This window comes from Ruegeria sp. SAZD013 (genome assembly GCF_059612525.1).
In genome coordinates this window covers 56,557-82,286 of record NZ_JBXWQT010000029.1, presented here as the reverse complement: position 1 = coordinate 82,286, position 25,730 = coordinate 56,557, and the positions used below count along the sequence as shown (strand labels likewise).

Annotated in this window: 29 protein-coding genes and 1 other RNA gene; 12 read left to right on the top strand and 18 right to left on the bottom strand. The window is 58.0% G+C overall.

The annotated features are described in order from the left end of the window. Positions 1–13: 13 nt before the first annotated feature. Complete coding sequence (locus tag AC2FLU_RS15285) at positions 14–748, top strand: glutamine amidotransferase (protein WP_480475801.1); 735 nt, start codon at positions 14–16, stop codon at positions 746–748. A 204-nt stretch (positions 749–952) separates the two neighbouring features. Then, positions 953–2,614 (top strand): FAD-binding dehydrogenase, encoded by a 1,662-nt coding sequence (locus AC2FLU_RS15280; protein WP_496809109.1) that lies wholly within the window; start codon positions 953–955, stop codon positions 2,612–2,614. Positions 2,615–2,627: 13 nt separating this feature from the next. Here AC2FLU_RS15280 and AC2FLU_RS15275 read toward each other — a convergent pair whose 3' ends face one another. From AC2FLU_RS15275 to AC2FLU_RS15265, 3 genes are all read right to left on the bottom strand, one after another. Beyond that, on the bottom strand, positions 2,628–3,365 hold the full coding sequence (locus AC2FLU_RS15275; RefSeq protein ID WP_480554036.1) for an META domain-containing protein: 738 nt from the start codon (positions 3,363–3,365) through the stop codon (positions 2,628–2,630). Between the two features lie 96 nt (positions 3,366–3,461). Then, positions 3,462–5,240 (bottom strand): SLC13 family permease, encoded by a 1,779-nt coding sequence (locus AC2FLU_RS15270; RefSeq protein WP_480604531.1) that lies wholly within the window; start codon positions 5,238–5,240, stop codon positions 3,462–3,464. Positions 5,241–5,327: 87 nt separating this feature from the next. After that, positions 5,328–6,143 (bottom strand): TIGR00282 family metallophosphoesterase, encoded by an 816-nt coding sequence (locus AC2FLU_RS15265; protein ID WP_480475793.1) that lies wholly within the window; start codon positions 6,141–6,143, stop codon positions 5,328–5,330. 129 nt (positions 6,144–6,272) lie between these two features. Here AC2FLU_RS15265 and AC2FLU_RS15260 point away from each other — a divergent pair, with 129 nt between their 5' ends. Next, positions 6,273–6,500 (top strand): putative hemolysin, encoded by a 228-nt coding sequence (locus AC2FLU_RS15260; RefSeq protein ID WP_480475791.1) that lies wholly within the window; start codon positions 6,273–6,275, stop codon positions 6,498–6,500. A gap of 3 nt (positions 6,501–6,503) precedes the next feature. On the opposite strand, the gene AC2FLU_RS15255 is transcribed toward AC2FLU_RS15260, so the two are convergent. After that, positions 6,504–7,061, bottom strand: coding sequence for a 5-formyltetrahydrofolate cyclo-ligase (locus AC2FLU_RS15255; RefSeq protein WP_480475789.1), 558 nt, complete (start codon positions 7,059–7,061; stop codon positions 6,504–6,506). Then, positions 7,058–8,452 carry a magnesium transporter gene (mgtE, locus tag AC2FLU_RS15250; protein ID WP_496812038.1) on the bottom strand — a complete coding sequence of 465 codons (1,395 nt, stop codon included), beginning with the start codon at positions 8,450–8,452 and terminating at the stop codon, positions 7,058–7,060. The genes AC2FLU_RS15255 and mgtE overlap by 4 nt, the downstream gene beginning before the upstream one ends. 139 nt (positions 8,453–8,591) lie before the next feature. On the opposite strand from mgtE, the gene guaD reads away from it, so the two are divergent. After that, positions 8,592–9,878: a guanine deaminase gene (guaD, locus tag AC2FLU_RS15245; protein ID WP_480516182.1), complete on the top strand. Its 1,287-nt coding sequence runs from the start codon at positions 8,592–8,594 to the stop codon at positions 9,876–9,878. Here guaD and AC2FLU_RS15240 read toward each other — a convergent pair. From AC2FLU_RS15240 to AC2FLU_RS15230, 3 genes are all read right to left on the bottom strand, one after another. Then, a complete protein-coding gene (locus tag AC2FLU_RS15240) occupies positions 9,875–11,209 on the bottom strand; it encodes an 8-oxoguanine deaminase (protein ID WP_496812037.1) in 1,335 nt (444 codons plus the stop codon). The two genes, guaD and AC2FLU_RS15240, sit on opposite strands and share 4 nt — an antisense overlap. Positions 11,210–11,323: 114 nt before the next feature. Beyond that, entirely contained in the window at positions 11,324–12,115 is a 792-nt protein-coding gene (gene hisN / locus AC2FLU_RS15235) for a histidinol-phosphatase (RefSeq protein WP_480554032.1), read from the bottom strand. A gap of 45 nt (positions 12,116–12,160) precedes the next feature. Continuing rightward, complete coding sequence (locus AC2FLU_RS15230; RefSeq protein WP_480475779.1) at positions 12,161–12,532, bottom strand: helix-turn-helix domain-containing protein; 372 nt, start codon at positions 12,530–12,532, stop codon at positions 12,161–12,163. A gap of 340 nt (positions 12,533–12,872) precedes the next feature. Between AC2FLU_RS15230 and AC2FLU_RS15225 the strand changes: the two genes are divergently transcribed. Next, positions 12,873–13,829: an NADPH:quinone oxidoreductase family protein gene (locus tag AC2FLU_RS15225; RefSeq protein WP_496809105.1), complete on the top strand. Its 957-nt coding sequence runs from the start codon at positions 12,873–12,875 to the stop codon at positions 13,827–13,829. Between the two features lie 6 nt (positions 13,830–13,835). Here AC2FLU_RS15225 and AC2FLU_RS15220 read toward each other — a convergent pair whose 3' ends face one another. Beyond that, positions 13,836–14,717: a LysR family transcriptional regulator gene (locus AC2FLU_RS15220; RefSeq protein ID WP_480475775.1), complete on the bottom strand. Its 882-nt coding sequence runs from the start codon at positions 14,715–14,717 to the stop codon at positions 13,836–13,838. A gap of 127 nt (positions 14,718–14,844) precedes the next feature. Between AC2FLU_RS15220 and AC2FLU_RS15215 the strand changes: the two genes are divergently transcribed. Both AC2FLU_RS15215 and AC2FLU_RS15210 read left to right on the top strand, forming a co-directional pair. Next, positions 14,845–15,054, top strand: coding sequence for a YjiS-like domain-containing protein (locus AC2FLU_RS15215; RefSeq protein ID WP_480493744.1), 210 nt, complete (start codon positions 14,845–14,847; stop codon positions 15,052–15,054). A gap of 183 nt (positions 15,055–15,237) precedes the next feature. Continuing rightward, on the top strand, positions 15,238–16,014 hold the full coding sequence (locus tag AC2FLU_RS15210; RefSeq protein WP_480475771.1) for a Bax inhibitor-1/YccA family protein: 777 nt from the start codon (positions 15,238–15,240) through the stop codon (positions 16,012–16,014). Between the two features lie 185 nt (positions 16,015–16,199). Here the strand turns inward: AC2FLU_RS15210 and AC2FLU_RS15205 are convergent, their stop codons facing one another. The 3 genes from AC2FLU_RS15205 to AC2FLU_RS15195 form a co-directional block, all read right to left on the bottom strand. Further along, positions 16,200–16,706 carry a hypothetical protein gene (locus AC2FLU_RS15205; RefSeq protein WP_480475769.1) on the bottom strand — a complete coding sequence of 169 codons (507 nt, stop codon included), beginning with the start codon at positions 16,704–16,706 and terminating at the stop codon, positions 16,200–16,202. A 216-nt stretch (positions 16,707–16,922) separates the two neighbouring features. Further along, entirely contained in the window at positions 16,923–17,090 is a 168-nt protein-coding gene (rpmG, locus tag AC2FLU_RS15200) for a 50S ribosomal protein L33 (RefSeq protein ID WP_037309480.1), read from the bottom strand. Positions 17,091–17,217: 127 nt separating this feature from the next. After that, on the bottom strand, positions 17,218–17,925 hold the full coding sequence (locus tag AC2FLU_RS15195) for a DUF533 domain-containing protein (RefSeq protein WP_496809103.1): 708 nt from the start codon (positions 17,923–17,925) through the stop codon (positions 17,218–17,220). Positions 17,926–18,203: 278 nt separating this feature from the next. On the opposite strand from AC2FLU_RS15195, the gene AC2FLU_RS15190 reads away from it, so the two are divergent. From AC2FLU_RS15190 to AC2FLU_RS15180, 3 genes are all read left to right on the top strand, one after another. Further along, positions 18,204–18,839, top strand: a complete 636-nt coding sequence (locus AC2FLU_RS15190; protein WP_209504621.1) for a DUF1326 domain-containing protein — start codon at positions 18,204–18,206, stop codon at positions 18,837–18,839. 14 nt (positions 18,840–18,853) lie between these two features. Next, positions 18,854–19,696, top strand: a complete 843-nt coding sequence (locus AC2FLU_RS15185) for a DUF2182 domain-containing protein (protein WP_496809102.1) — start codon at positions 18,854–18,856, stop codon at positions 19,694–19,696. 66 nt (positions 19,697–19,762) lie between these two features. Then, positions 19,763–20,095 (top strand): GYD domain-containing protein, encoded by a 333-nt coding sequence (locus AC2FLU_RS15180; RefSeq protein WP_496809101.1) that lies wholly within the window; start codon positions 19,763–19,765, stop codon positions 20,093–20,095. A gap of 6 nt (positions 20,096–20,101) precedes the next feature. Here AC2FLU_RS15180 and rnpB read toward each other — a convergent pair. The 5 genes from rnpB to gatC form a co-directional block, all read right to left on the bottom strand. Continuing rightward, positions 20,102–20,499: RNase P RNA component class A (gene rnpB / locus AC2FLU_RS15175), an RNA gene on the bottom strand. Positions 20,500–20,623: 124 nt separating this feature from the next. Further along, positions 20,624–21,337 carry an N-acetylmuramoyl-L-alanine amidase gene (locus AC2FLU_RS15170; RefSeq protein WP_480516166.1) on the bottom strand — a complete coding sequence of 238 codons (714 nt, stop codon included), beginning with the start codon at positions 21,335–21,337 and terminating at the stop codon, positions 20,624–20,626. Next, complete coding sequence (locus tag AC2FLU_RS15165; protein ID WP_480554027.1) at positions 21,294–21,998, bottom strand: hypothetical protein; 705 nt, start codon at positions 21,996–21,998, stop codon at positions 21,294–21,296. Before AC2FLU_RS15165 ends, AC2FLU_RS15170 begins: the two co-directional genes overlap by 44 nt. Positions 21,999–22,037: 39 nt before the next feature. Further along, positions 22,038–23,525, bottom strand: coding sequence for an Asp-tRNA(Asn)/Glu-tRNA(Gln) amidotransferase subunit GatA (gene gatA / locus AC2FLU_RS15160; RefSeq protein ID WP_480475755.1), 1,488 nt, complete (start codon positions 23,523–23,525; stop codon positions 22,038–22,040). 3 nt (positions 23,526–23,528) lie between these two features. After that, positions 23,529–23,816 carry an Asp-tRNA(Asn)/Glu-tRNA(Gln) amidotransferase subunit GatC gene (gene gatC, locus AC2FLU_RS15155; protein WP_496809100.1) on the bottom strand — a complete coding sequence of 96 codons (288 nt, stop codon included), beginning with the start codon at positions 23,814–23,816 and terminating at the stop codon, positions 23,529–23,531. 228 nt (positions 23,817–24,044) lie between these two features. Between gatC and AC2FLU_RS15150 the strand changes: the two genes are divergently transcribed. Together AC2FLU_RS15150 and AC2FLU_RS15145 are read left to right on the top strand one after the other, a co-directional pair. Beyond that, positions 24,045–24,203 (top strand): hypothetical protein, encoded by a 159-nt coding sequence (locus AC2FLU_RS15150; RefSeq protein ID WP_209504628.1) that lies wholly within the window; start codon positions 24,045–24,047, stop codon positions 24,201–24,203. 157 nt (positions 24,204–24,360) lie between these two features. Next, entirely contained in the window at positions 24,361–24,924 is a 564-nt protein-coding gene (locus AC2FLU_RS15145) for a DUF4202 domain-containing protein (protein ID WP_496809099.1), read from the top strand. 75 nt (positions 24,925–24,999) lie between these two features. Here the strand turns inward: AC2FLU_RS15145 and AC2FLU_RS15140 are convergent, their stop codons facing one another. Further along, positions 25,000–25,671: a ceramidase domain-containing protein gene (locus AC2FLU_RS15140; RefSeq protein WP_480475747.1), complete on the bottom strand. Its 672-nt coding sequence runs from the start codon at positions 25,669–25,671 to the stop codon at positions 25,000–25,002. Positions 25,672–25,730: the final 59 nt, after the last annotated feature.

Genomic DNA, 25,730 nt, shown 5'->3' with positions numbered 1-25,730 from the left:
GTAAAGGCTTTTCATGAAACGCTTTTTGATCCTGCAATTGCGCCCGGAAACGGATGCCTCCGACGCAGAATATGCCTCGATCCTGAACCGCAGCGGGTTGTTACCCGAACGCACGCATCGCATCCGTCTGGATTGCGAAGACCTGCCAGAAGGGCTGAAAGTCACCGATTATGCGGGGATTATCGTAGGCGGCGGGCCGGGATGCGTCAGTGATGACCCCGCGACCAAATCCGCGACGGATGCGCGGATCGAAGGAGCGATCCTGGGTTTGATGCCGCAGATTACCGCGCAGGATCATCCCTTCATGGGGTGTTGCTATGGCCTTGGTATTCTGGCCGTGCATTTGGATGGCAACGTGAGCAAAGCCCGGTATGGCGAGCCTGTGGGACCATCCAGGTGCCGCCTGACCCCCGAAGGACAACAAGACCCGTTGACCGCAGAGTTGGACGCCACCTTTGATGCGTTTGTTGGCCACAAAGAAGCGGTTCAAGCCCTGCCCGAGGGCTGCGTTCACCTTGTTGCGTCCGACCCCTGCCCGTTCCAGATGATCCGCTGGGGCCGGAACGTCTATGCCACTCAGTTCCATCCGGAAGCCGATGCCAAAGACTTTGAACAGCGTATCAACATCTACAGGAACCACGGCTATTTCCCGCCCGAAGACGCGCAGAAACTGATCGACCACTGCCATTCGGCGAAGGTCACGCAGCCCGGCGAAATCCTGCGCCGTTTCGTCCAGCGATACGAGTGACCCAACGGCGTGGTTGCCTGCGCCTTTCCGCCTCGCTTAGGCTGATCTGACGCAACTTTGCGAGGGGTTGATTGCGGATCATCAGGTTGCCATTGCCGGCCGCCCTGTTTCGCTGACCCTGCTTTCGGCCGTCTATGGCATCATGTTGCCTGCCCTGGATCTGCCGTTCACCGCTTTGTTCCGCCGCCGCTGAAAGGAGTGTTCATGACAAACAATACTGCAGATGCGATTATCGTCGGTTCCGGGTTGGCCGGGCTGGCAGCTGCGGCGGAACTGGGCGACCGGGGCAAGAAGGTGATCATTGTCGATCAGGAACCCGAAACCTTTTTGGGCGGTCAGGCGTTCTGGAGCCTTGGAGGCCTGTTCATGGTCGACACACCCGAACAGCGCCGCATGGGTATACGCGACAGCCACGAATTGGCGCTGCGCGACTGGATGGGCAGCGCGCAATTTGACCGTGGCGAAGACGCATGGCCCCGCAAATGGGCCGAAGCCTATATTGAGTTTGCCGCTGGCGAAATGCGGCCATGGCTGCACGAAATGGGCCTGCGCTGGTTTCCGGTCGTTGGCTGGGCCGAACGTGGCGGGTCTTATGCGACGGGGCATGGCAACTCGGTCCCGCGCTTTCATATCACATGGGGCACCGGCCCCGGCGTTCTGGAACAATTTATCCGACGCGTCCGCGACCATGTCAGCGCCGGATTGATCCAGATGAAGTTCCGCCACCAAGTCAGCCATATCATCATGCAGAACGGAACCGCCAAAGGTGTTTCCGGAGAAATTCTGGCCGATGACACCGCCCAGCGCGGTAACAAAACCAACCGCGATGAGGTTGGCGAGTTCGAAGTTTATGCCCCATCAATCATTGTCACGTCCGGCGGTATTGGTGGCAATTTTGACATGGTGCGTCAAAACTGGCCCCGGGACCGTTTGGGTGAGCCGCCCAAAGATATGGTTGCAGGGGTACCCTTTCACGTCGATGGCCGCATGATCGCAATCAGCGAAAAGGCGGGCGGCCAGGTCATCAATGGTGATCGGATGTGGCACTACACCGAAGGCGTGCGCAACTGGGACCCGATCTGGCCCGCCCATGGCATTCGTATCCTGCCCGGCCCAAGTTCAATGTGGTTTGATGCCAGGGGCAACCGCCTGGCACCGCCCTGTCTGCCGGGGTTCGACACTCTGGGAACTCTGCGTGAGATCCTGAAAACCGGATATGAATACAGCTGGTTCGTTCTGACCCAGAAGGTGATCAAAAAGGAATTTGCGCTGTCCGGGTCGGAACAAAACCCCGACTTCACTTCAGGTAGCTGGAAAGAGGTAATCCGCCAACGCATTCTGTCAGGTTCCAGCGCAACCGCCCCGGTTGAGGCGTTCAAGGAAAAGGGTGAGGATTTTGTTGTTGCCAACACGCTGACTGAACTGGTCAACGGCATGAACCATCTGGGCGACACTCCGATAGACGAGGCTCATCTGCGTGCCCAGATCGAAGCCCGGGATTTGCAGGTCGACAACCCCTTTTCGAAAGACGCGCAGATGATGGCGATCCTTGCCGCGCGCAATTATCGCGGAGATAAACTGATCCGCACAGCCAAACCGCATAAGTTTCTGGATCCGGCCAACGGCCCGCTGATTGCCGTCAAGCTGCATATCCTGACACGCAAATCCCTGGGTGGATTGCAGACCAATCTGGACAGTCAGATGATTGGATCAGACGGCAATGTCGTGCCGGGCCTGTTCGCTGCTGGTGAAGTCGCCGGATTCGGCGGCGGCGGTTATCACGGCTACAACGCGCTGGAGGGTACATTCCTGGGCGGCTGCATCTTTTCCGGTCGCAATGCCGGGCGTTCAAGGGCTGTCGCCTGACGCACTTTCCCGGTTACTTGCGCATCAGTTTGATCACCGGCTGGCCCTGCGCATCCAGCAGAGCCAGAGCGTTGCCCTGCATCGCGAAGGTCGTGACGTTTTGCAAGGCTTGCAGGAATTGCCGCTCGACCGCGTCCAACGGAGGTGGGCAAGCCATGAGTGTTGCCGCCATGTTGTCAGGAAACGCAATACGATTACCGGAGATCTCGGCCCGACCACTGAACCGGTTGCAGCCGCTGCTGCCTGAAAAGACGCCATCCTGATCAAAGACAAGCTCAGGGCGTTTTTCGGTCTCGATAGGCGCACCATTCAGGCCCGAGGCGGTCCATTGGGTGTTATCCAGCGTTGCCGCCCCCTGCCCCTGGACCTGAACCAACAGCAGATCGGCGGCATTCTCTGCCCCATTCGTCAGAACCGGGTACACAGTATCTGTGGTGAACAGCAAGTTTTGCCCCTGCATCACTGAAGCCCGCACGCCATAGCGATGAGCATCGATGATCAGCGCGTCGTCATAGGTCAATTTGAACTGCGCGGGCACCCCGCTCAGCGCATACCGTTGCGCGGCAAGAGTGACAGCGGGGGCATCGGCCAGCGAGATATCCTGAAGCTCAACATAAAGGGTTGCGTCCGGTGGCAGTGCAATGCGCTCTCGGTACGTTGCGGTCCCTTCAACAATACCGGCAATAGCGACACTGCTTAAAGCTGCCCAAGTTGCTGCACCCGCCCATATTGCGCGACCCAAATGCTGCATCGGTCAAATCCTTTTGCAAACCCTCTTCGCAAAAGATCGTGTGCCCTTGGGTCTTTGCAAGATGTGCTTCGCCAAAGTGGCGATTCTGCGCCGAAATCACAAAGGCCAGATCAATGGAATAAGAAGGGATGCCAACAATCCGACCGTCAGGTTAAGCGGAACACCCACCTTCATGAAATCGGTGAACCTGTAGCCGCCAGGGCCGTAGACCATCATGTTGGTTTGGTACCCGATCGGTGTTGCAAAGGATGCCGAAGCCGCCACCATAACCGCAACTACCAACGGGCGCGGGTCCATTCCGACGGCCTGGGCCAGCCCGATGGCTATAGGCGTGACCACAACTGCGACCGCATTGTTGGAAACCAGTTCGGTCAGCACCGAAGTCAGCAGATAGATCGCCCAGATGATCAGGAAGGGCGGCAAAGCGCTTAGTCCCGGTGCCACGGCCTCGACAATCAGTGAAACCGCGCCAGAGCTGTCCAGTGACGCACCGATGGCGAGCATCGCGAAGATCAGCGCCAACAGGCGACCTTCGACAAACGAAAACGCCTCGTCCGCATCGATGCAACGGGTCAGAAGAACCACGGCTACGGCCACAATCGACAACAGCAGGATCGGCGCGACACCCAATGCCGCCAAGACGACGATCCCGACCAGCGCGCCAATTGCAATCGGTGCATGACTGCGACGGAAGGCGCGTGCAGAGGGCTGGCTGACATCCACCATGTCCATGTCCGCGGCAAGGCGCTGGATATCTGCCGGGGCGCCCTCCAGCAGTAATGTATCCCCTACCCGAACCACCAGATCATCCAACTGGCGACCGATATTCTGATTGCGTCGGTGAACGGCCAGCACATAGACACCATACCGGCGCCGAAGTCGCATCATTCCAAGGGTCCGACCCACCAAACGGCATCCGGGTGTGATCAGCACCTCGACCGTCTTGGTCTCGACAGCGGAAACCTGATCCACACGCTTCAGCTCTTTGTTGCTCTGAAGGCTCAGAAGTTCGGTCATCTCGGTGCGCAGAACCACGCGGTCACCGACCTGCAATTCAACGCCCTTCAGATTGCGCCGCAGCGATTCATCGCCCCGGACCACGTCGATCAGACGCACGCCGGGGCGTTTGAACAACTGAACGCCGGTCACTTCACGCCCGATCAGGTTGCTGTCGGGCGGAATGACCGCTTCGGTGAAAAACTTCATTCTGGACCGATCGCTGAGCAGCGAGGCCATGCTATCCCGCTCGGGCAACAATCTGGGGGCGATGAAACGCAGATAGATCATGCCGTAGATCACCAGTGCAATCCCCAGCGGCGTGACTTCGAATATCGTAAAAGCTTTCATCCCCTGCGCGCGGGCCACACCATCCACAAGCAGGTTGGTGGACGTTCCGATCAGTGTCAGTGTCCCGCCAAGAATGGCGGCATAACTGAGTGGAATTAGCAGCTTTGACGCGGGTACGTTCAGCGTGCGGGCGATCTGAACAAAAACCGGGATCATGACCACAACAACGGGCGTGTTCGACACAAAAGCCGAGGCCAGCACGACAAATCCCATCAGCAATCCGATGGCAATACGCGGGTTGACCTGCGCCTGCCTTTGCGCGGTCGACGTGAAGGCGTCCAAGGCCCCGGTCCGCACCAAGGCCCCCATGATGATGAACATTGCCCCAATCGTCCAGGGCGCGGGATTGGACAGGACCGCCAGCGCGCTTTGATAGGGCAGGATCCCAGTGACCAGCATCAGTGAGGCACCACCGATGGCCACGACCTCGGCCGGATAAACCTCGCGCAGGAACATGACGAACATGCTCGCAACAATCAGCAGCGCCAGAATTGCGCTGCCCGTCTCTGTCAGTGAAAGGAAATTCATTCGTGGTATTCTGTCCGAACCCTGGCCCAAGCGCCTGATGACATGCAGTTTCACGCATTGCGCGTGGCAGGGCAAGCCTGACGTTTGTCAATCAGGCCCGGCTTGTTCCAAACGTCCACCAACGCGCACCATGCGAACAGATTTGGCCTGGCCGTCGCGATCATCCGTTTCGACGAAAACTCCGCTCAGCGTGGCCTCGCCATTGGCAGGGGTAAACCGGGTCTTGGGCATCCCGGTTATGAACCGGCGCATCGGTTCCTGCTTGTCCATACCAATGACCGAGTCATAGTCGCCGCACATGCCCGCATCCGTCAGATAGGCTGTGCCACCTGGCAGAATCTGCGAATCCGCTGTCGGTACATGGGTATGTGTTCCCACCACAAGGCTGGCGCGCTTGTCGCAATAATGACCCATGGCCATCTTCTCAGACGTCGCCTCGCAATGCATATCGACGATGATGGCCTGTGCCTGTCCACCCCGTGGGTGCGACTTCAGGATAGGTTCAATGGCCGAGAACGGGTCGTCGAATGGCCGTTTCATAAAGACCTGCCCCAACACCTGCACCACCAGAACTTTGCGCCCGCCGGGTGCGTTAAACAGCCGGTGCCCCCGCCCCGGCGCACCCTTTGCATAGTTCACCGGGCGCACGATGCGCTGTTCTTTCTCGATATATTGCAGCATGTCTTTCTGGTCGAACGCATGGTCGCCCAATGTCAGGCAATCTGCCCCGGCATCCAGCAGCAGCTTGGCGTGATCGCCGCTCAACCCCATGCCGTTCGACGCGTTTTCGCCATTGACCACAACGAAATCCAGCCGCCATTCGTCGCGCAGGCGCGGCAAATGTTGCTGAACGGCCGCGCGCCCCGCGCGCCCCATCACATCACCAAGAAACAAAATCCTCATGATCCGGGTCGTAGGTGCTGTGCTGGGCAATAACAAGGCGGAACCGTGAAATTTAAGTTGAGCCGAACTTGAAATTGCATGCAGGCGTGGCAAAGTCTTAGCCATGCGCTTAAATCAAAAGGACATGTTGTGAAGCTATTGGCAATACTGACATTCGGCCTTGTGGTCGCTTCGGGTGTTATGGCGCAAGGCACAAAGACATCCATGCCCAATCCCGCAGCAACCTTTTGCGTCGAGAATGATGGGGTTTACCAACTTCGGAAGAACGAAGATGGAAGCGTCTTTGGTATCTGCATCCTGAAAGACGGTACCGAGGTGGATGCCTGGGACTATTTACGCAGCCACTTTCAGCAATGAGGCTTAGAACGTCAGCACCCGGCTTTCGGTGATAACCATGTTCAGCGGCTGATCGGTCGGCTCCAGCGGCAGTTTCTGCGCCTCTTGCGCGTCAAAAGCGAAACCGATTGCCAGTGTCGCGCGCTTGCCTCGCAATCCTTCCAGCGTGCGGTCATAAAATCCACCGCCATATCCCAAACGCCCGCCGTTGGCATCAAAAGCCACCAGCGGCACAATCAGGATTTCGGGGTCGAAATAATCATCAACCTCGGGCACTCTGGCACCGAATGGGCCGTCTTTCAGCGGTCCTTCTGGCGTCCAGCGCGAAAATTTCAGAGGTTTTCCAGCGGCTTGTATCACGGGAACACCGACAGGTCCATAAGCCGCAGCTTCAGCCATGGCAGACACCGGGTCGATCTCGGTTCGGATTGGCATGTAGCCTGACAAGGGCACGCCGCGATAACCCGCCAGAACCTCGGACAAACGTCCGGCCGCACCGGGAACACGCGTGTCGAACGCGACCTTGCGGCGCGCAAATGCCGCTTTGCGTGCAGCTGCTTTGATTTCAGTCAGATCGGTCACAATAGCACCACACTGGCAAACCCAAGAAAGATGAAGAACCCCATGACATCGGTTGTGGTTGTCACAAAGGTTCCTGACGCCAGCGCCGGGTCAATTCCCAGACGATCCAGCACTACCGGTACTACCGTACCTGCAAAGCCCGCGATGATCATGTTCACGACCAAGGCTGACCCAATCACGACACCCAGCCAAGGTGAACCGAACCACAGCATTCCCACGGTCCCCAGTACAATGGCAAAACAGAGCCCGTTCAACATGCCCACCAGCAGTTCCCGCCTGATAACGCGCATCACGTTTGAGTTGGTCAGGTCGCGCGTCGCCAGTGCGCGCACTGCAACGGTCAGCGACTGCGTTCCCGCATTGCCCCCCATGGATGCAACAATCGGCATCAGGATGGCCAGCGCGACAAGCTGGTCAATCGCCGCCGCAAATTGCGAGATAACCAACGAAGCACAGATTGCCGTGCACAGGTTTACCGCCAGCCAAGGCAGTCGCCGGCGGCTGGTGGCCGCCACACTGTCGGACAGCGAGCTTTCGTCGCTCACACCGGCAAGGCGCAGGATGTCTTCTTCGTGCTCTTCATCCAGAACGACCATCGCGTCGTCGATGGTGATCACACCAACCAGACGCCCGTCGGCATCGACCACGGGGGCCGAGATCAGGTGATACTGGTTGAAGGCATAAGCCACATCCTCCTCGTCCTGATCAACGGGGATGATGTGAAACTCCTCTTCCACCAGATCGCGCAACGGCACTTCACGACGGGACGCCATCAGCTTGCCCAATGTCACCTGCGCTGTTGGTTTCAGGCGCGGGTCGACCAGAACAACATGATAGAACTGCTCGGGCAGATCGTCATTGGCACGCATGAAGTCGATGGCCTGACCGACGGTCCAATGCTCGGGGGCCATAACGACCTCACGCTGCATCAAACGACCAGCAGAACTCTCGGGGTAAGCAAGCGCCTGTTGCGCTGCTAGCCGCTCGGAATCTTCGAGCGCGCCCAGAATGGCTTCCTGCTGCGGTTCCTCAAGATCTTCCAGAAGGTCAACGACGTCGTCGCTTTCCATCTCGCGCACGGCTTCCGCCAGAACCTCGGGGGTCAGAACGGCGATGATTTCCTCGCGAACCGATTCATCCAGTTCAGACAGGATGTCGCCGTCAAATTCCTTATCATAAAGCCGGATCAGCCGGGCCCGGTCATAAGGATTGATCTGCTCCAAAAGGTCAGCGATATCGGCCGCGTGCAGCGGCTCCATCAGCTCAATCAGCTTGTCGCGATCATCCACATCAACCGCATAAAGGATCGCCGCCACGGTCCGGCGATCCAGCGCATACGCGTCTTCGTCCTGGGGCAGATCGTGTTCGGCTTGGTTATTGCCTGTCGTCATGCGCTGCCCCCTTCTTTCGGCGATTGGCCCCTAAATAGAAGAAGCAGCTACCAGAAAACAATGACAATGCGCCGATTTACCCACTTCTTTCGTCTGCCTATGCTACAGCGCGGTCCCAAACAGGTGGAGAACAGGGCAAATGGCGCAAAAGACGCTTTTGAAAGGGCGCGTTCTGAGTTTCACAGGCTCACCCTTTGACGGAGAGCCAACCGAAGCGACCCGGCTGGACGAAGCCGTCGTGATTGACAAAGGACGCGTTGCCGATGTCGGCGCGTCCGATGCGCTGATGCGGCGTCACCCTGATGCCGTCATCAAGGACCATGGCAATCACCTGATCATTGCGGGTTTCGTTGACCCGCATGTGCACTACCCGCAGACCGCCATGATCGCCAGTTGGGGGAAGCGGCTGATCGACTGGCTGAACACCTACACCTTCCCCGAAGAGATGAAGTTTGGTGATCCTGAATACGCCTCTGAAATCGCCAACCGTTATCTGGATCTGACTGCCGCCCATGGCACCACGACGATGTGCAGTTTTTGCACCATCCACCCCGAAAGCGTGGATGCCTTTTTCACTGCCGCGCAGCAACGGGGACAGCGCGTGGTCGCGGGCAAGACCTGTATGGACCGCAATGCGCCTGAAGGCCTTCGGGACACGGCCCAGACAGCCTATGACCAATCTGCCGCGCTGCTGGAGAAATGGCACCGTGTCGACCGCCTGTCCTATGCCATCACGCCCCGGTTTTCGCCCACGTCCACCCCAGAACAGCTTGAGGCCATGGGCGCGCTTTGGGCGGAACATCCCCATTGCCTGATGCAAACACACCTGAGCGAGCAGACAGACGAAATCGAGTGGGTCCGCTCCCTGTTCCCCGATGCCCGGGACTATCTGGACACTTACGAAAAGTTCGGGTTGCTGGGGCAGAACGGACTTTATGGGCATGTCATCCATCTGGAAGACCGGGAACGCGATCGTCTGCGCGAGGTTGATGCGTCACTGATCCACTGCCCCACCTCGAACACCTTCATAGGGTCGGGTCTGTTCGACATGAACGGCTTGATCCACGATGGCCACCGGATCGGTCTGGCCACCGACACCGGTGGCGGATCAAGTTTTTCAATGCTGCGCACCATGGCTGCCGCTTATGAAATCGGTCAGTTGCGCGGGCGCCCCCTGCATCCGGCGCAATTGCTGTGGCTGGGTACAGTCGGGTCGGCGCGCAGCCTGCGGATGGATGATTGCATCGGCAACATTGCTCCGGGAATGGAGGCGGATCTGGTCGTGATTGATCTCGCCTCGACCCCGGCCATCGCCCAGCGCGAGGCTTGTGCAAACGATGTTTGGGAGGCAATCTTCCCGACCATCATGATGGGTGATGATCGGGCTGTGGCCGAGGTCTGGATCGGTGGGCGGAAGGCCGCTTAGGCCTGCAACGCCTTGGCAAGACTGTTTTGACGCTCAATCACGCGGGGCAGGTCAATCGTCGTGATATGCCCATCCCGCACGATCTGGCGGCCTTCTACAAACAGGTGCTTTACCTGCATCGGACCGGCCAGAAGCAGTGCTGCCGGGTCCCAACTGCCTGCGCATTCGATACTGCGCACATCCCAGACAGCAACATCCGCGCGTTTTCCCGGCACAAGCCGCCCGCAATCAGGACGCCCCAGCACATCGGCCCCGCCACGTGTTGCAATCTCAAATGCTTCGCGGGCCGACATCGCATCTGCCCCATTAACCACCCGCTGCAACAGCAGTGCCTGCCGGGCCTCAAGCATCAGATTACCGTTGTCGTTACTGGCCGAGCCATCAGCGCCGAGGCCGACCTTTACCCCCGCATCGCGCATCGCCCGCACCGGCGCGATGCCTGATCCCAGACGGCAGTTCGAACATGGGCAATGAGCGACACCGGTTTTCGTACGCGAAAACAGGTCAATCTCGGCCCCGTCCAGCTTGACGCAATGAGCGTGCCACACATCCGGGCCGATCCAACCCAGATCTTCGGCGTACTGACCGGGCCGACAGCCGAACTGAGCCTGTGAATAGGCGATATCTTCATCGTTTTCAGCCAGATGTGTATGCAACATCACGCCTTTGTCCCGTGCCAGAAGGGCGGCATCTCGCATCAGGTCCCGGCTGACCGAGAACGGTGAACACGGGGCCAGACCTACGCGGCACATCGACCCTTCGGACGGATCGTGAAAAGCATCCACGACGCGGATCATGTCGTCCAGAATAGCAGTTTCTTCTTCCACCAGGCTGTCCGGAGGCAGGCCGCCATCGCTTTCACCGATGCTCATCGCGCCACGTGTCGGGTGAAATCGCATCCCCAACTCGGATGCGGCAGCAATCGTGTCCTCCAGCCGCGATCCATTGGGGTAGAGGTACAGGTGATCGGAACTGAGCGTACAGCCTGACAGCGCCAGCTCTGCCAAACCGATCTGGACCGAGGTGAACATCTCGTCTGGTCCGAACTTCGCCCAAATCGGATAAAGTGTTTGAAGCCACCCGAAAAGCAATGCGTCCTGCCCGCCCGACACCGCGCGGGTCAACGTTTGGTAAAGATGGTGATGAGTGTTCACCAGTCCGGGTGTCACCAGACAGCCCGAAACATCGTGAACCTCGCCTTGTGTCTGCAATCCGTACCCGATCCCCGCAATCTGGCCGTCGCGGATCAGAATGTCAGCCCCGGGGAGTTCCTGCCGGGACTCGTCCATCGTCAGGATCAGGTCAGCGTTTTTGAGTAGGATTTCTGTCATGTCGCGCTCCTGCATCTGCCCGTCTCTTGCAAGGAGTGCGAAGGTCGGCGGAAAACGGGCTTAAGAACCGACCGTGTATTATGTACCCGCCATCGGGATCTGCGACAACAGATTTCAGAACCGACGCAGGATCTGAAGGGCCTCTGCATGAATCTCTGCGTTGGCTGCGGCCAATGCCCTACCGCCCTCATGCGCCGGGCCACCTTGCCAATCGGTCACAATTCCGCCTGCCGCCTGAATAACCGCGATAGGCGCCTGAATGTCATACGAGTTCAGCCCTGCTTCGATCACCAGATCTGCCTGCCCAGCGGCCAACAAGGCATAAGCGTAGCAGTCCATTCCATATCGGGTCAGTTGCACCTGTTCCGATACGGCCTGAAACCCGGCCCGGTCATCCGGGGTGCCGACTTCAGGAAAAGTGGTGAACAGCGTCGCCTGCGCCAGAGATTTCGTCCCCCGGGTTTGCAGCTTACTGGTCCCCAGTGGCCCTGTAAGGTGCGCACCAGCTGTCGATCCGACAAAGCGTTCGCCAATATAGGGCTGATCAATCACTCCCATGATCGGCCCGTCTGCTGTGCTGAGCGCGATCAGAACGCCCCAAGTTGGTGTGCCACTGATAAACCCGCGCGTGCCGTCGATGGGGTCCAAAACCCAGGTTCGGCCACTGCTGCCCTTGTGCGCACCGTATTCTTCGCCCAACACGCCATCTTCGGGGCGCAACCGGGACAGCACCTCTCGCATGGCTTTTTCGGCGGCCCGATCCGCCGCGGTGACGGGGTCAAACCCTTCGGTCAGCTTGTTCGCTGTTTCCAAATTGGTCTGACGAAAAAAAGGAAGAATGGCCGCGCGTGCCGCTTCGGCCATTTCTTCTGCAATTTCAATGTCGCTTAAACTCGCCGGATGCATGGCACTCTGGTGCGGGCATTACCTGACAAAGTCAAGCCGGTCTGATCAGGCGACGTCGCTGAGGACACGTGCAAGTTCAAACAGGCGGCGGCGCTGGTTTTCCGGAATTGCGTAGTAAGAGCGTACAAGATCCAGGGCTTCTTTATCGCCCATCAGATCAGCTGGAACAGATTTCTTGTCCGAGCTGCTTTTCTCGGCTTCTTCCAGACCTTCGAAGAAGAAGCTTACCGGTACGTCCAAAGCCTCGGCAATGTCCCACAGGCGGGACGCGCTGATTCGGTTGGCTCCTGTCTCATATTTCTGGATTTGCTGAAACTTGATACCAACTTGCTGCGCCAATTGTTGCTGGGTCATCCCAATCAGCCAGCGGCGATGCCGAACGCGTTTGCCCACATGGACATCGACGTGATGAGTCATTGGTATTCTCCTCTACTACACACACATTTGTACGGGATCGAGCGACGTCCGAGATCGCAATACCAACAGGGGCTTCCTTAACCGCCCCCTAATCCGGACTGTGCCGTCCCCCGTTACCAGCACTGATAGTCTATATTGCCCGTTTTGAATTTTTTTTCAAGCTGGTTGAGTCGATCCCCCCTCACAAGGGCTGTGGTTGTATGTGTCAAAAGCCCTGTGCGCTTTTCGCTTGCCCCGGTTGGACATGCGACAGATTTTCAGTCGTTTCAGGACGCAGCGCATAAGGAATTGACATCTTGTACAGCCGACGTGCCAATGCCCGAAACACGTGAGGAGCCACATGAAGGCCTTTTGTATTCAATCCGAGGGGGCAGTTGCCCAGCTGTGCGATGTACCAAAACCCGAGCCGGGTGAGGGCCAGGTGCGGGTCGCGATCAAAGCCTGCGGTTTGAATTTCGCTGATCTGTTAATGCAGAAAGGAACGTATCAGGATACACCGCCTGCGCCGTTTACTTTGGGAATGGAAATAGCCGGTGTCGTGGATGCCATCGGTCCAGGTGTGCCCACCCTGAAACCGGGTGATCGGATCGCCGTCTATTCTGGTCAGGGCGGGCTGGCAGAGTATGGCGTTTTCGACGCCTATCGCGCGATCCCGTTGCCTGACACGACCCGTTTCGAAGATGCCGCCGCGATCCAGATTGCTTATGGTACCAGTCACATGGCCCTTGACCACCGCGCCAGGCTGCAACCCGGCGAGACACTTCTGGTAACCGGCGCAGCAGGCGGCGTTGGGCTGACCGCGGTTGAGATCGGCAAGCTCATGGGCGCCACCGTCATCGCACAGGCCCGCGGCCCTGAAAAGCTGGCCGTTGCCCGTGCGGCGGGGGCCGACCACCTGATTGATACCTCAGAGGATCTAAGGGATCGGGTCAGATCGCTTGGCGGCGCGGATGTCGTCTATGATGCAATCGGCGGCGATGTGTTCAAGGCGGCCTTCCGCGCCACCAATCCCGAAGGCCGCCTGCTGCCCATCGGATTTGCCGGCGGCGATGTTCCGCAAATCCCTGCCAATCATCTGCTGGTCAAGAATCTGACTGTGATCGGTTTTTACATTGGCGGGTATCTGAAATTCCGGCCAGAAGCCGTGCGCGAAAGTTTTGACACTCTTTTCCGCTGGCACGCCGAGGGCCGTATCAATCCACACATTAGCCACGTCTTGCCTCTTGATGAGGTCGCGCAGGGCATGCGGTTGCTGAAAGAGCGGAAATCGACAGGCAAAATCGTGATCACCCCCTGACCACAATCAGCCCACTACGGCACGCAGCTGCGTCCCCCCAAGAAGGCGGAAGTTCTGACGTACCAGTTGTGCCAGCGCTTCGACAACCGCGTCTCGACCCGGTTCGCCACCATACAGGTTGATCATATGCGCAGGCAGGTCCGGTAACGCACCCCCGCTTTCGATCTGTTCAAGATGTGCGGCTTCGGTACCTTCCAGTGCCGCATACACTGCCAGATCAGCACTGACTGTGGCCTCGATTGTGCGGTCGTTTTCAGTTTCCACCGACAGTTCCCAGGGAATACCGGCTGCATCCAGCGCAGAGATCACCTGTGGTCGAAACAAGCAGCGACGTCCAAGTGCCAAAGGCAGCGGACGCTTGCGCCAGGCCGATCCACCCGGCGCACCTATCCAGCGCAAGGGCAGCTCTGCAATGGTTTCCGCACCGTCCACCGACGACGGTTCCGTGGTCAGGATCACGTCACATTCGCCGCGTTTGTACATGTCTTTCAACTGCAAGGAATAAGACGAGACCAACTGAACTCGGACCCGTGGGAAATCCGCGTTGAACCGTTGCAGGACCCGTGGGATGGCCGGGTAAACTATGTCGTGAGGAACCCCCAATACCACCTCACCCTCAAAGGCCTGATCGGTCAGTTTCGAGATGACCTCATCATTCAATGCGATCATACGGCGCGCATAGGCCAGCAGTTGCTCGCCAGACGCGGTCAGGGCAATCGTTCTGCCACTGCGGTCCAACAACTGAAGGCCAAGCAACTCTTCCAGCCGTTTCAACTGCATCGAGACCGCAGATTGCGTCAGATGCAGAAATCCGGCAGCGCGAGTCACCCCACCCTGATCCGCCACCGCAACAAATGACCGAAGGGTTGTGATGTCCAGATTCCGCATCTTCACGATTCCTTATGTGTTTCATCAAAAATATTCGTTTTAAAAATATGTCATACTCCCCCATATCAATCAAGGAAATTGATGAAGACGAGATAAACCATCGAGAATGCACGAAAGGACAATAAATATGACCCAAATTGCCATTCATCACCATTGCAATCCCAAGAAGCAATCGCTCGGCACTATCATCAGGCGTGCTGTTTCCCTGAAGCGTCAACGCCGTCGGCTGGCGCGACTTGATGATCGCGCCCTTCAGGACATCGGAGTCTGTAGATCAGAGGCTGATGCCGAAGCCAGACGTTTCGTCTGGGACGCGCCGGAATTCTGGCAGAAATGATGCAAATACATATCTTTAGTTCATGAGTGGCGGTCACGTGTTGCGGATCGCCACTTTTGTTGCGTAAATTAGTAGGTTTTCCGCGGTAAATACTTGAAACACAGCCCTGAGTTGCCGATATTTGCCTAGAACGCTTCCCTCATAGCAGGGGGGCTGAATAATTATGTAAAGGGAGACCCTTTGATGGCACAATTCGACACGATCCGGACGGCGGCCGGCGCGCGCGCTGCCGAGATTGATGAGGGCCTGCGCGCCCATATGAACAAAGTCTACGGCACTATGTCCGTCGGCATGCTGATTACGTTCGCAGCAGCCTGGGCCATCGCGGGCCTGGCAACCACAAGCGATCCGTCAGCCGCGGCGGCACAGTTGAATGCCGATACCTATCTGACATCGCTGGGCTATAGCATTTACGCGTCGCCCCTGCGCTGGGTCATCATGTTTGCACCTTTGCTGTTTGTTTTCGGCTTCAGTGCCGGGATCAACCGCATGTCGGCAGCCGCCGCACAGCTGGTGTTCTACGTTTTTGCTGCGGTGATGGGCATTTCGATCAGCTGGATCTTCCTTGTTTTCACCGGTGAGTCGGTCATCCAGGTCTTCCTGATCACCGCAATCGCGTTCGCGGGCCTGTCCCTGTACGGTTACACAACCAAGAAAGACTTGTCCGCCATGGGCACTTTCCTGATGATGGGCCTGATCGGCCTGATCGTCGCGATGGTTGTGAACATCTTTCTGGCGTCTTCGGCGGTTGCCTTTGCAATCTCGGCCATCGGCGTTCTGATCTTCGCGGGCCTGACCGCCTACGACACCCAGAACATCAAGACCACATACCTGCAAATGGCCCACAGTGGCGATCAGGAATGGCTGGGCAAGGCTGCTATCATGGGTGCATTGAAACTGTACCTGGACTTCATCAACCTGTTCATGTTCCTGCTGCAATTCCTGGGCAACCGCGAGTAATTGCATACCATTGGTATGGGGAAAGGCCGGTCATCAGACCGGCCTTTTTTCGTTTTGAACCAACTGGTGATAGAGCTTGTCCGGCGCACAAGTTCTACCGGAAAAGGCAGCGATGTACGCGCGCCCGGTCAAGAAAAAGCCCCCGCTAGATCGGCGAGGGCTTGATACATCAGAAGGTAAAAGACTTAGCTACAGTTCAACGGTACTGCAAAGCCCGAACTACGCTCGGACGTGCCTTTGCGGAACACATCGCCAGCAGGTAGACACCCGGTGAAACGCTCGGCCTCTTGCGCAAAACCAACGCCGACCGAGTTGTCGACCTTAACGCTGTTCGTCGGCGTACGAAGGACACCATACAAGGTTCCGTTGACACTGACGGTGCTCAAGAACAGATTCGTATCGCTGCCCTGTAGCTGGACCGCATTGCCCGGCGTCTGCCCGCCATTATCGATGGCAACGGACGCCACCTTGGATGGATCCACTTCATCAACCAAGAGAGTGACGGTCTGAAGCTCTGCCAGTTCGGCAGGGACGTTCGTTTCGGGCGGCAGAAAAGCGACGGCTCCGGGAACGTCGGAAATCGTGCGGGGTTCGCCATCGATTCCGGTAAACCCGACACCTTTGCGGTTGAACGGGTCTTCACAGGCCGCCAAAGTCAGAACGGCTATTGTGGATAACAAGATTTTTTTCATGGCGGTCAACATTTTGTGGCGGTTTGCTCAAGCGTACTTGCAGGTCGGCACAAAAAGCAAGCCGCAGGCCATGCGATTGCATCGGTGGCTGATGCGCTCCTGCAACGGCCCCAGATGGGCATGTTGACGTTTCTGGCAACCATCCACCGGAATTCAGCACGAAAAAAGGCTCTGCCAAGCAGAGCCTTTTTGGAAAGTCCAAATGGAACGGAAAGATTACTTGATCTTGCCTTCCTTGTACTCGACATGCTTCCGAACGACCGGATCGTATTTACGAATGGTCATTTTCTCGGTCATGGTGCGTGCGTTCTTTTTGGTCACGTAGAAGTGGCCCGTGCCCGCGGTCGAGTTCAGACGGATCTTGATTGTCGTCGGCTTCGCCATGGTTATCTCCTGCGTCCGGAAAGGCAGGGGCCTTTCGGTTGAATTCCTATGAGCGTGCGCTTTTACGCGCTACGCCGTGCATGTCAAGGCCAATCGGACGATCCCAGCCCAGGAATCGGGCACAGGTTCAACCCGGCAACGTTGGTGCGCCCATATAGTTGTGAATCTGGTCTCTTTCACCGTCCGAAAGGCCCAGCGCAGTGGACAATTGCCGCAAATATGCGGCCTCACGATCATTGTCCAACCGTATTGCCGCCAGAGAAATCGCATAAATCTGCGTTCCGAGAGGCGCCCCAGAATCAGCTGCCAGACCCATTACGTCGACGGGTGCGTTCAGTTGTTCCTGCACAAATGCGCGTTCTTCGTCGCTGATGTCATCGCCCAGTTCACCCAGGATCGTTTCTTTCTCGTGTTCATCCAATTCGCCGTCTGCCTTGGCCGCCTGGATCATTGCCCGCAACATAAGCTTGGCCTGAGCTTCCATCGCGGCCCCGGCTGGTGTTCCGCCAAACACCGTCTCCATCATGTCGGTGGTTTGCTGGCTGCCAGTTCTGGCCGCCCCCTGCATCGCATTCAAAAGCCTGCCAAGACCGGCGGCACCGGCGGTACTGCCACCCAACCCCATCTTGCCCATCATATCCTGAAGGCCTGTCGCACCTCCGGGAAGGCCGAACTGTTCTGCCATCTTGCCGAGCTGATCCATGCCAAGGCCACCGCCTGCGCCTTGCATCATGTCCTGCAAGCCAGCCATTCCGCCCATTTTCTGGTATTTTTCCAGCCCCTTCGCGGCTGCGAAACCAACTGCAACGGACGCAAGTGTCTTCATAAAGCTCATGACAATCCTCCCGGTTTTTCAAAATATGCCCCAATTCTATCAGAGGAATGCAAAGGCGAATACCACGTTCAACCCCCACGGGATTCTGGACTGAATTTCCAAGCCGGTGAGGACCGGACGGCAGTGACTAAGTTTGTACATATCACGATATCGTGATAGGTTTACCGCGACTGATACGTCCAAGAGGCCGACTTCAGGCTCGACGGCCAAGGCAGTGTAAACAGGTAATGCCCGCGCGGAGCAGTGTTGTTTTACGCAGCTTTTCTTGGGGGGCTATCATGACAGAGTGGGTTATTCAGGGCGAAGAACTGGCCAATTGTAATTGCAATTTCGGTTGCCCCTGCCAATTCAGCGTTCTTCCATCTCATGGCAATTGCGAGGCAGTGGTCGTTTTCGACATCGAAAGCGGACATTATGGCGATACTGATCTGGCAGGTTTGCGGGCAGCAGGTGTTTATCACTGGCCGGGACCGATCCACGAAGGCAATGGTCAGATGCAACTGATCATTGACGAAAGTGCTACAGCCGAACAGCGCGCAGCATTGCAGGCCATCATGACCGGCGAAGACACCGATGAAATGGCGACCATGTGGTACGTTTACAGTGCGATGGCACCGACGAAACATGAAACGCTTTTTGTACCGATCGAATTGAACTGGAACCGCGATGATCGCAGTGGCTATGCCAGGGTTCAAGGGGTCTTCGACGTCGAGGTCAGCCCGATTCCTCATATCGTATCGGGCGCTGCGCACAGGGCATCGATCCAGTTGCCGAACGGCTTTGAGTACCGCCACGCCGAGGCTGCCTCCGGGTCGGCCAAAACAACGGGTGGTGAGATCAGTCTTACCTTTGACGCCACGCACGCTCATCTCGCACATCTGAACCTCTCGGGTCACGGTGTTCTGGGCGCGTAGCCGGAGACTTTCTCATGACCAGACAGAGTGCGGCAGCCCCTGCCGGGGCGATTGAGCGGCTGTTGAGGCAGGACAATGCAATCGTGTTGGGCAGCGTCCTTCTGATCATTCTTGCAGCCACCTGGTACACAGTTGCCGGCGTCGGGATGAGTATGTCTGCGGTCGAAATGACCCGCATGGCAGGCCCGGTTGGAGAGCCCATGCAGATGGGTTCCGCAACCGTCTGGAGCTTCGGTTACACCCTGCTCATCTTCCTGATGTGGTGGATCATGATGATTGCCATGATGACCCCAAGTGCCGCGCCAGCCGTGCTTTTGTTTGCCGCAACAAAGCGAATGGGTCCTGAGAAAGACCGTGCGGCAAAGTTCAGCCTGTGTTTCCTGTTGGGCTATCTGGTGACCTGGGGTGCGTTCAGCCTGGCTGCAACGGCAATGCAGTGGGAGTTGGAACATATCGGGCTGTCGAACGGGCCGATGATGACAATCCGCTCCGGCCTCTTCGCGGGATGTGTTCTGCTGGCTGCCGGGTTTTACCAGTTTTCGAGTTTAAAGAACGCGTGTCTTCGTTACTGCCAAAGCCCCGCAAGGTTTCTGGCCGGTCACAACCGGCCCGGCCCCTTCGGCGCGCTCAGAACCGGAGCCTTGCACGGCACACATTGCCTTGGGTGCTGCTGGGCTCTGATGTTGCTGCTATTCATCGGGGGGATAATGAACCTCTATTGGATTGTCGGTATCGCCGCTTACGTGGCACTGGAAAAGCTTCTACCCAGGACCAGGTGGTTGGTGCCAGTGTCAGGTGTGGCACTGATCGGCACAGGTCTTTGGTTTTTCGTGGCACCGTCGATTTTTGACATTTGACACGTGACAGCCTTCGGGGTCGGCTGACTGAAAGGCCCTGTAATTTTCGTTAATACGGAGGTTCCAATGCCCATTTTCATTACCTATGCGACTTACTCGCATGCTGGCGTCAAAGGCATGTTGCAAAAGCCCGAGAACCGCACCGGCCCGGTGAAAGCATTACTGGAGAAAGTCGGCGGTCGACTGTTGTCCTTCTACATGACGACCGGCAGCAATGACGTGGTCGTGATCAGCGAAGCGCCAGACGGAACAGATGCTGTGGCGGTCGGCATGGCAGTCGCGGCATCGGGAGCGGTCACGAGCATAGAAACGGTTCGCGCCTGGACCGCGGACGAGTTCGTTTCGGTCACTGAGAAAGCCGCAAGGTTGACAGGGACGTACACGCCACCCGGAGGATAAGAGGATACGCGCGGAGGGCCTGTAAGCCGGATCTTGTTCCGGGGTTGCCCCCTTCGATGACCATTCCTCTAGGCCGTGCATTGCTGCACGGCTCAAGCTGCCAACCCGGTCCCTCTCGGCCAAGACGCACTTAGCGGCGGTATCGGCTTGCGCCGACCGGCCCGCGTGAGGACCCTATTTGGCATTGCTCCCGGTGGGGCTTGCCGTGCCGCCACTGTTGCCAGCGGCGCGGTGGGCTCTTACCCCACCGTTTCACCCTTACCCGGGGCCGAGGCCCTGGGCGGTCTGATTTCTGTGGCGCTTTCCGTCGGGTTGCCCCGCCCGGGCGTTACCCGGCACCGTTGTCTTGTGGAGTCCGGACTTTCCTCTCGGGCGTACGCCCCAGCGGCCATCCGGCCCTCCGCGCCTGGGCTGGGTAGGCTTTGTGGTCTGCGGCGTCAAGAGCTGACGGATCAGAGAAGGGGCCAGCCCCTTCTTGGCCTGCGGCCAATTCAACCCCGGGATATTTTTGGCCAGATGAAGAGCGGATCAGGTTGTTATGTCCGACGGGGTGAGCGCATTCATATCCGCCATGTCCAGCGGACCTTTCGCCCAGGGTCGAAATCGCAATCGGACAGCGGCCAGCAGTTTTGCATCGTCCACGGGGGCGGTGAAACCTGCCATCCGAGCAGAGGCGCGAAATGCTTCTGCATCAGGTGACATCGGATCAACTCCTGTGCCGCGCGGTTTGGCCAGCGCTTGCCTTTCGAGCCTGTTCCAGTCGAAGCGCGGCCCAGGGTCGGATTTGCGCCCGGGCGCCATGTCGGAATGTCCGATGACCCCGGACGGCGTAATGGACCAGCGGGTCATGATCAGGGGCAACAGCTGTTCCAGCACTGCCATTTGCGGCTGCGAGAACGGATGTGTTCCGGTATTGTCCAGTTCGATCCCAACCGAGCGCGAGTTGATGTCGTCCTTGCCGCCCCATTCCCCTGCCCCGGCATGCCAGGCGCGATCTTCTTCCCGCACCATTTGCCAAAGGGTGCCGTCATTGCCGATCAGGTAATGGGCCGAAACCTCGGAAGCCGGGTCGCACAGGCGATCCAGAGCCGCCAGTGCACTGTCCATGGCCGTATAGTGGATCACGATCAAGAATGGCACCAACCCGCCCCGGCGCTTGCCGAAATTCGGAGACGGATGCCAGATCGGCGTCAGGGCGTCAGTTGTTAACGGCACTGCGGAACGGGCTGGGGTCCCAGCCACAGGCATAGCCGTCGCCGTCCGGGTCCAGACCCTTGCGGTCACGTTGCGGACCGCCGTTGGACAGGAATTCGATCTGAGCCTGATCCGGTGACGGGAATTGCGCACAGTTCCGCTGTGCCTTGGCTTGCAGGTTGAAACCGGAGCGGCTGTAGAGTTGCGTGCCCACCGGATTGGAGGTGCTTAGCGCATATTGTACGATATTCGGCTGGCCGCTCGCCGTGCGCTCAGGCACGGCGGTTGGTGCGACAACTTCGTAGGTCTGGCGGTTTTGTTCAATCCGCGCGGCATCGGATTGGATGCTGCGCCTCTCGGACACGGCCGCGAAGTCCTGCTCGTCAGAGATCGCACTGCTGCTGGAGCCGGAAGCCGGCGACGCGGGGACCGAGGATTGCCCGGACGTGCTGGCCAACGCTGCGGCGGTCTGGTTGGCGATGTCCGCATTTTCACCCGTTGCAAAGGTTGATGCTCCTGACGCGCCCAGTGGTTGCTGGGAAACATCGACCGGAGCCAGCAGCGGATTGATCGCTCCACCCTGGCCGGCCAATTGAGCCTCGCGCCGCGCCTGATATTCAGGCGTGTTGAAACCCGTGCTGGTCAACGGCGCGACATTGGTGCAGGCCGCAGCCAGTGTCAGGGCCGGGACCAAAAGCAAAACACGCATTGTTTGGCTCCGTTTTTGGTAATCCACTTTCCCGAAGGCTTACCACCATTTGCCGGGCTTGGCCACAAATCCGGCTGCGTTTTCCAGCGCATAAGCGGTGTTGAGCAAGTCACCTTCTTCCCACGGGCGCCCGATCAGCTGCAACCCCAATGGAAGACCTTGTGCATCCAGGCCTGCGGGGACCGAGATACCGGGCAAGCCCGCGAGGTTCACGGTAACCGTAAAGACGTCGTTCAAATACATCTGAACAGGGTCCGCCTCGGTCATTTCCCCCAGACCGAACGCCGCCGAAGGGGTTGCCGGTGTCAGAATGGCATCGATGCCCGCGGCAAACACGTCTTCGAAGTCTTTCTTGATCAGGGTCCGGACCCGGCGCGCGCGGTTGTAATAGGCATCATAGAAACCTGCGGACAGCACATATGTGCCGACCATCACGCGGCGCTGCACCTCGGGGCCAAAGCCTTCGGCGCGAGTCTTTTCGTACATCTCAGTGATGCCATCGCCCTGCGCCAGCTGTGCGCGGCGGCCATAGCGAACACCGTCATAACGGGCGAGGTTCGAAGACGCCTCGGCCGGGGCAATCACGTAATAGGCGGGCAGCGCGTATTTGGTATGCGGAAGCGAGATATCGACAATCTCGGCACCCGCGGCTTTCAGCATCGCTGCGCCATCGGCCCAGAGTTTTTCGATCTCGGCGGGCATGCCGTCCATACGGTACTCTTTCGGGATACCGATCTTCTTGCCCTTGATGTCACCAGTCAGCATGGCCTCGAAATTCGGGACGGCCAGTTCGGCACTGGTCGAATCCTTGGGGTCATGCCCGCACATGGTTTCCAGCATGATTGCTGCATCACGTACGTTCTTGGTCATTGGTCCTGCCTGATCCAGCGAGGACGCGAAGGCGACGATGCCCCAACGAGAGCAACGACCATAGGTGGGTTTGATGCCCGTGATGCCAACAAAGGCCGCAGGCTGGCGGATCGAGCCACCGGTGTCGGTACCTGTCGCCGCCAGGCACAAATCAGCAGCCACGGCAGACGCAGAGCCGCCAGAGGAGCCACCCGGTGTCAGATGCGCATCATCGTTGCCACGGCGCCACGGGCTGACCGCATTGCCATAGGTCGAAGTTTCGTTGGACGATCCCATGGCGAATTCGTCCATGTTCAGTTTACCCAGCATCACCGCGCCTGCGTCGGCCAGTTGCTGTGAAACAGTGGATTCGTATTCCGGCTTGAACCCTTCCAGGATTTTCGACGCCGCCTGCGACGGCACACCCTTGGTGCAAAACAGATCCTTGATACCGATCGGCAGGCCACACATCGACGGTGCGTCGCCACGCTGGATCCGCTCATCCGCGGCCTTGGCGCGTTCCATCGCAATTTCCGGCGTCTTGTGGACAAAAGCGTTCAGCGCATCTGCCTCGTCAATGGCTTTCAGGCAGGCGTCAGTCAGCTCGACAGAAGTGACGTCACCGGAACGCAGGGCATCGCGTGCCTCGGCCAGACCCAGTTTGTTCAGATCGCTCATGTCTTACTCCACCACTTTAGGGACTGCGAAGAACCCTTCGCGGGCATCAGGGGCGTTGGCCAGAACCTTGTCCTGCTGGTTGCCGTCGGTCACCTCGTCCTTACGGCGTTTCAGCCGCATCGGCGTGACCGAGACCATCGGCTCGACACCTTCGACATCCACTTCGTTCAGCTGTTCGATGAACCCGAGGATGGTGTTGAACTCGGATGCCAGCGCCGAGAGCGCGTCATCCTCGACCTTGATCCGGGCCAGTTTGGCCACTTTGGCGGCGGTGCTTTGGTCAATCGACATCGGCTTCCCTCATCTACGTTATGGGGCGTTTACCTGTCTGTCGCGGCAGTCGCAAGACCGCTGCGCCACAGGCCGTGGCGAGTTTTTGATCCCCCACATGACACCCGCCATTCAAAACTGAATGAGTGGTATGCAAAAAAGTAAACTGATTAGTTCAATATTGATCTTGAAAACTGAACTATACTGTTCATTTCTATTTGTGCGACACAACGCAAACCGGAGAAAACCATGAAACCCCTGATGATTGCCGCAGTCTTGTCCGCCACCTTTTTGGCCGCACCGGCCATGGCCTTGGGTATCGACACAAGCAACCTGACACGCACGTTGACCTTCCCGTCGCCTGTGACGGAGCCGGTCACACAGGACAAGGTTAAGCCTGCAAAGTGACGCGCAGGTTCCGGCCGGGTCGGATTTCCCCTCTCTGACCCGGCCAAAGTGCATATTCGAGGGTGCACAGCCCAATCCGAGTCGTTAGCATTGCTGCAAATACCAAAATGGAACTGCATAAGGCACTTGCGGCTCCAATAAGCCAGTGGAGCAGCTGATGAACACGCAAAAACAAGCGGTCCTGGATGCCATCGATGCGGCCAACGCAAATGACCCCAATCGCGATGATGGCCGCCCCGAAGCGCAGCTTTACGGCGAGCGGATGAGCGCAGAGCTTGACCGACTGTTTCCGGGCGCGTCCGACGCCTTGCAGATTGCGGCGCGTGGTCAACATGTGGAGCGGTGGAAACTTGCCCGCAATGAATTCCCTGAAGGCCGGGCGGGTTATCTGGCCTGGCGCAAGGCGCAGGGTGTGCATCACGCGGATGTGGTGATGAGTTTGATGACCCAAGAAGGCTATGACGCCGAGCAGGCCGAAGCCGCGGGTCGCATGTTGCGCAAGCAAGGCATCAAACGCGATGCAGAGGTGCAGGCGCTGGAAGATGTGATCTGCTTTGTATTTCTGAAATGGTATCTCCAGCCCTTTGCGGCGAAACACTCAGCCGAGAAAATCCAAAGCATCGTTGAGAAGACTGCCCGCAAGATGTCGCCCGAGGGCCGCGCACGGGTTTTGTGCGAATTCGACCTGCCGGATCATCTGGCCGCAGCCTTTCAAGACTGAGAAAAGGGCCGCGCCGTTTCACCGACCGAATCATAAGTCTGAAGGATGGTCACGACAGGCCTCCACGACATATGCTCATGATCCACGAGTTTGGGTGAAGCGGCCCCTGATGAGGGCCGCACGATACACTTCGATCATCCAGCCCAGCGTAATGGCATTCAGGATATGCCACATGAAATGTGTCCCCACCGGCCATTGAGCACAGAGACGCATATCGAGGGCACGGAAGGCAATCGACAGGATCAGGATCAACGCCCCGATTTTCAGCCCTTTGGCCAGAATCGGATCACGGTCGCGCAACGCAACAGCATAGATCAGGATCAGCAAAGCGACCGGCGCATAAACCGCCGACCCTCCAAGCCCCGGAACCTGTTGGAAAAGTGGGACAGCAGCAGCCGCATAGGGAAGAAAAAGAAGCATTCCCCCGAACGCCAGCCCCAAAGGCATCCTCCAGATGTTTTTGTTCACCGCAAAGATATAGACCAAAATGAACGACAGTATGGGCGCGACATCCGCCAAAGCCGCCCATACCTGCGCATGCGTGTGAAACAGGTAACTGCCAAACCCGATGATCGCCAGAAGCGCCACCAGAACCTTGGCCAGCGGCATGTTCTGATTGCGCACGCGCCGCCACATGACCCATGCGCAAATCAGAAAAGCAGCGTTTGTGACCGCGTTAACGGGCTCGGCCCAGTAGGCCGGAGACAACCGCTCGCAATACCCGTCTATTTCACGAAACCAATCCATGGAAATTTACTTATCCGATGTTAGGCTGCCGCCAACAGAATGATTGGGAGGAAATAATT

Coding starts and splice junctions, on each gene's coding strand:
- AC2FLU_RS15185 (WP_496809102.1), top strand. CDS start 18,854: ATGACCAGACAGAGTGCGGCAGCCCCTGCCGGGGCGATTGAGCGGCTG.
- AC2FLU_RS15190 (WP_209504621.1), top strand. CDS start 18,204: ATGACAGAGTGGGTTATTCAGGGCGAAGAACTGGCCAATTGTAATTGC.
- mgtE (WP_496812038.1), bottom strand. CDS start 8,452: ATGACGACAGGCAATAACCAAGCCGAACACGATCTGCCCCAGGACGAA.
- AC2FLU_RS15140 (WP_480475747.1), bottom strand. CDS start 25,671: ATGGATTGGTTTCGTGAAATAGACGGGTATTGCGAGCGGTTGTCTCCG.
- AC2FLU_RS15275 (WP_480554036.1), bottom strand. CDS start 3,365: ATGCAGCATTTGGGTCGCGCAATATGGGCGGGTGCAGCAACTTGGGCA.
- AC2FLU_RS15195 (WP_496809103.1), bottom strand. CDS start 17,925: ATGAGCTTTATGAAGACACTTGCGTCCGTTGCAGTTGGTTTCGCAGCC.
- AC2FLU_RS15205 (WP_480475769.1), bottom strand. CDS start 16,706: ATGAAAAAAATCTTGTTATCCACAATAGCCGTTCTGACTTTGGCGGCC.
- AC2FLU_RS15150 (WP_209504628.1), top strand. CDS start 24,045: ATGAAACCCCTGATGATTGCCGCAGTCTTGTCCGCCACCTTTTTGGCC.
- AC2FLU_RS15165 (WP_480554027.1), bottom strand. CDS start 21,998: ATGCGTGTTTTGCTTTTGGTCCCGGCCCTGACACTGGCTGCGGCCTGC.
- rpmG (WP_037309480.1), bottom strand. CDS start 17,090: ATGGCGAAGCCGACGACAATCAAGATCCGTCTGAACTCGACCGCGGGC.
- AC2FLU_RS15280 (WP_496809109.1), top strand. CDS start 953: ATGACAAACAATACTGCAGATGCGATTATCGTCGGTTCCGGGTTGGCC.
- AC2FLU_RS15285 (WP_480475801.1), top strand. CDS start 14: ATGAAACGCTTTTTGATCCTGCAATTGCGCCCGGAAACGGATGCCTCC.
- AC2FLU_RS15215 (WP_480493744.1), top strand. CDS start 14,845: ATGACCCAAATTGCCATTCATCACCATTGCAATCCCAAGAAGCAATCG.
- AC2FLU_RS15210 (WP_480475771.1), top strand. CDS start 15,238: ATGGCACAATTCGACACGATCCGGACGGCGGCCGGCGCGCGCGCTGCC.
- AC2FLU_RS15270 (WP_480604531.1), bottom strand. CDS start 5,240: ATGAATTTCCTTTCACTGACAGAGACGGGCAGCGCAATTCTGGCGCTG.
- gatC (WP_496809100.1), bottom strand. CDS start 23,816: ATGTCGATTGACCAAAGCACCGCCGCCAAAGTGGCCAAACTGGCCCGG.
- gatA (WP_480475755.1), bottom strand. CDS start 23,525: ATGAGCGATCTGAACAAACTGGGTCTGGCCGAGGCACGCGATGCCCTG.
- AC2FLU_RS15225 (WP_496809105.1), top strand. CDS start 12,873: ATGAAGGCCTTTTGTATTCAATCCGAGGGGGCAGTTGCCCAGCTGTGC.
- AC2FLU_RS15145 (WP_496809099.1), top strand. CDS start 24,361: ATGAACACGCAAAAACAAGCGGTCCTGGATGCCATCGATGCGGCCAAC.
- AC2FLU_RS15180 (WP_496809101.1), top strand. CDS start 19,763: ATGCCCATTTTCATTACCTATGCGACTTACTCGCATGCTGGCGTCAAA.
- AC2FLU_RS15265 (WP_480475793.1), bottom strand. CDS start 6,143: ATGAGGATTTTGTTTCTTGGTGATGTGATGGGGCGCGCGGGGCGCGCG.
- AC2FLU_RS15240 (WP_496812037.1), bottom strand. CDS start 11,209: ATGACAGAAATCCTACTCAAAAACGCTGACCTGATCCTGACGATGGAC.
- hisN (WP_480554032.1), bottom strand. CDS start 12,115: ATGCATCCGGCGAGTTTAAGCGACATTGAAATTGCAGAAGAAATGGCC.
- AC2FLU_RS15220 (WP_480475775.1), bottom strand. CDS start 14,717: ATGCGGAATCTGGACATCACAACCCTTCGGTCATTTGTTGCGGTGGCG.
- guaD (WP_480516182.1), top strand. CDS start 8,592: ATGGCGCAAAAGACGCTTTTGAAAGGGCGCGTTCTGAGTTTCACAGGC.
- AC2FLU_RS15230 (WP_480475779.1), bottom strand. CDS start 12,532: ATGACTCATCACGTCGATGTCCATGTGGGCAAACGCGTTCGGCATCGC.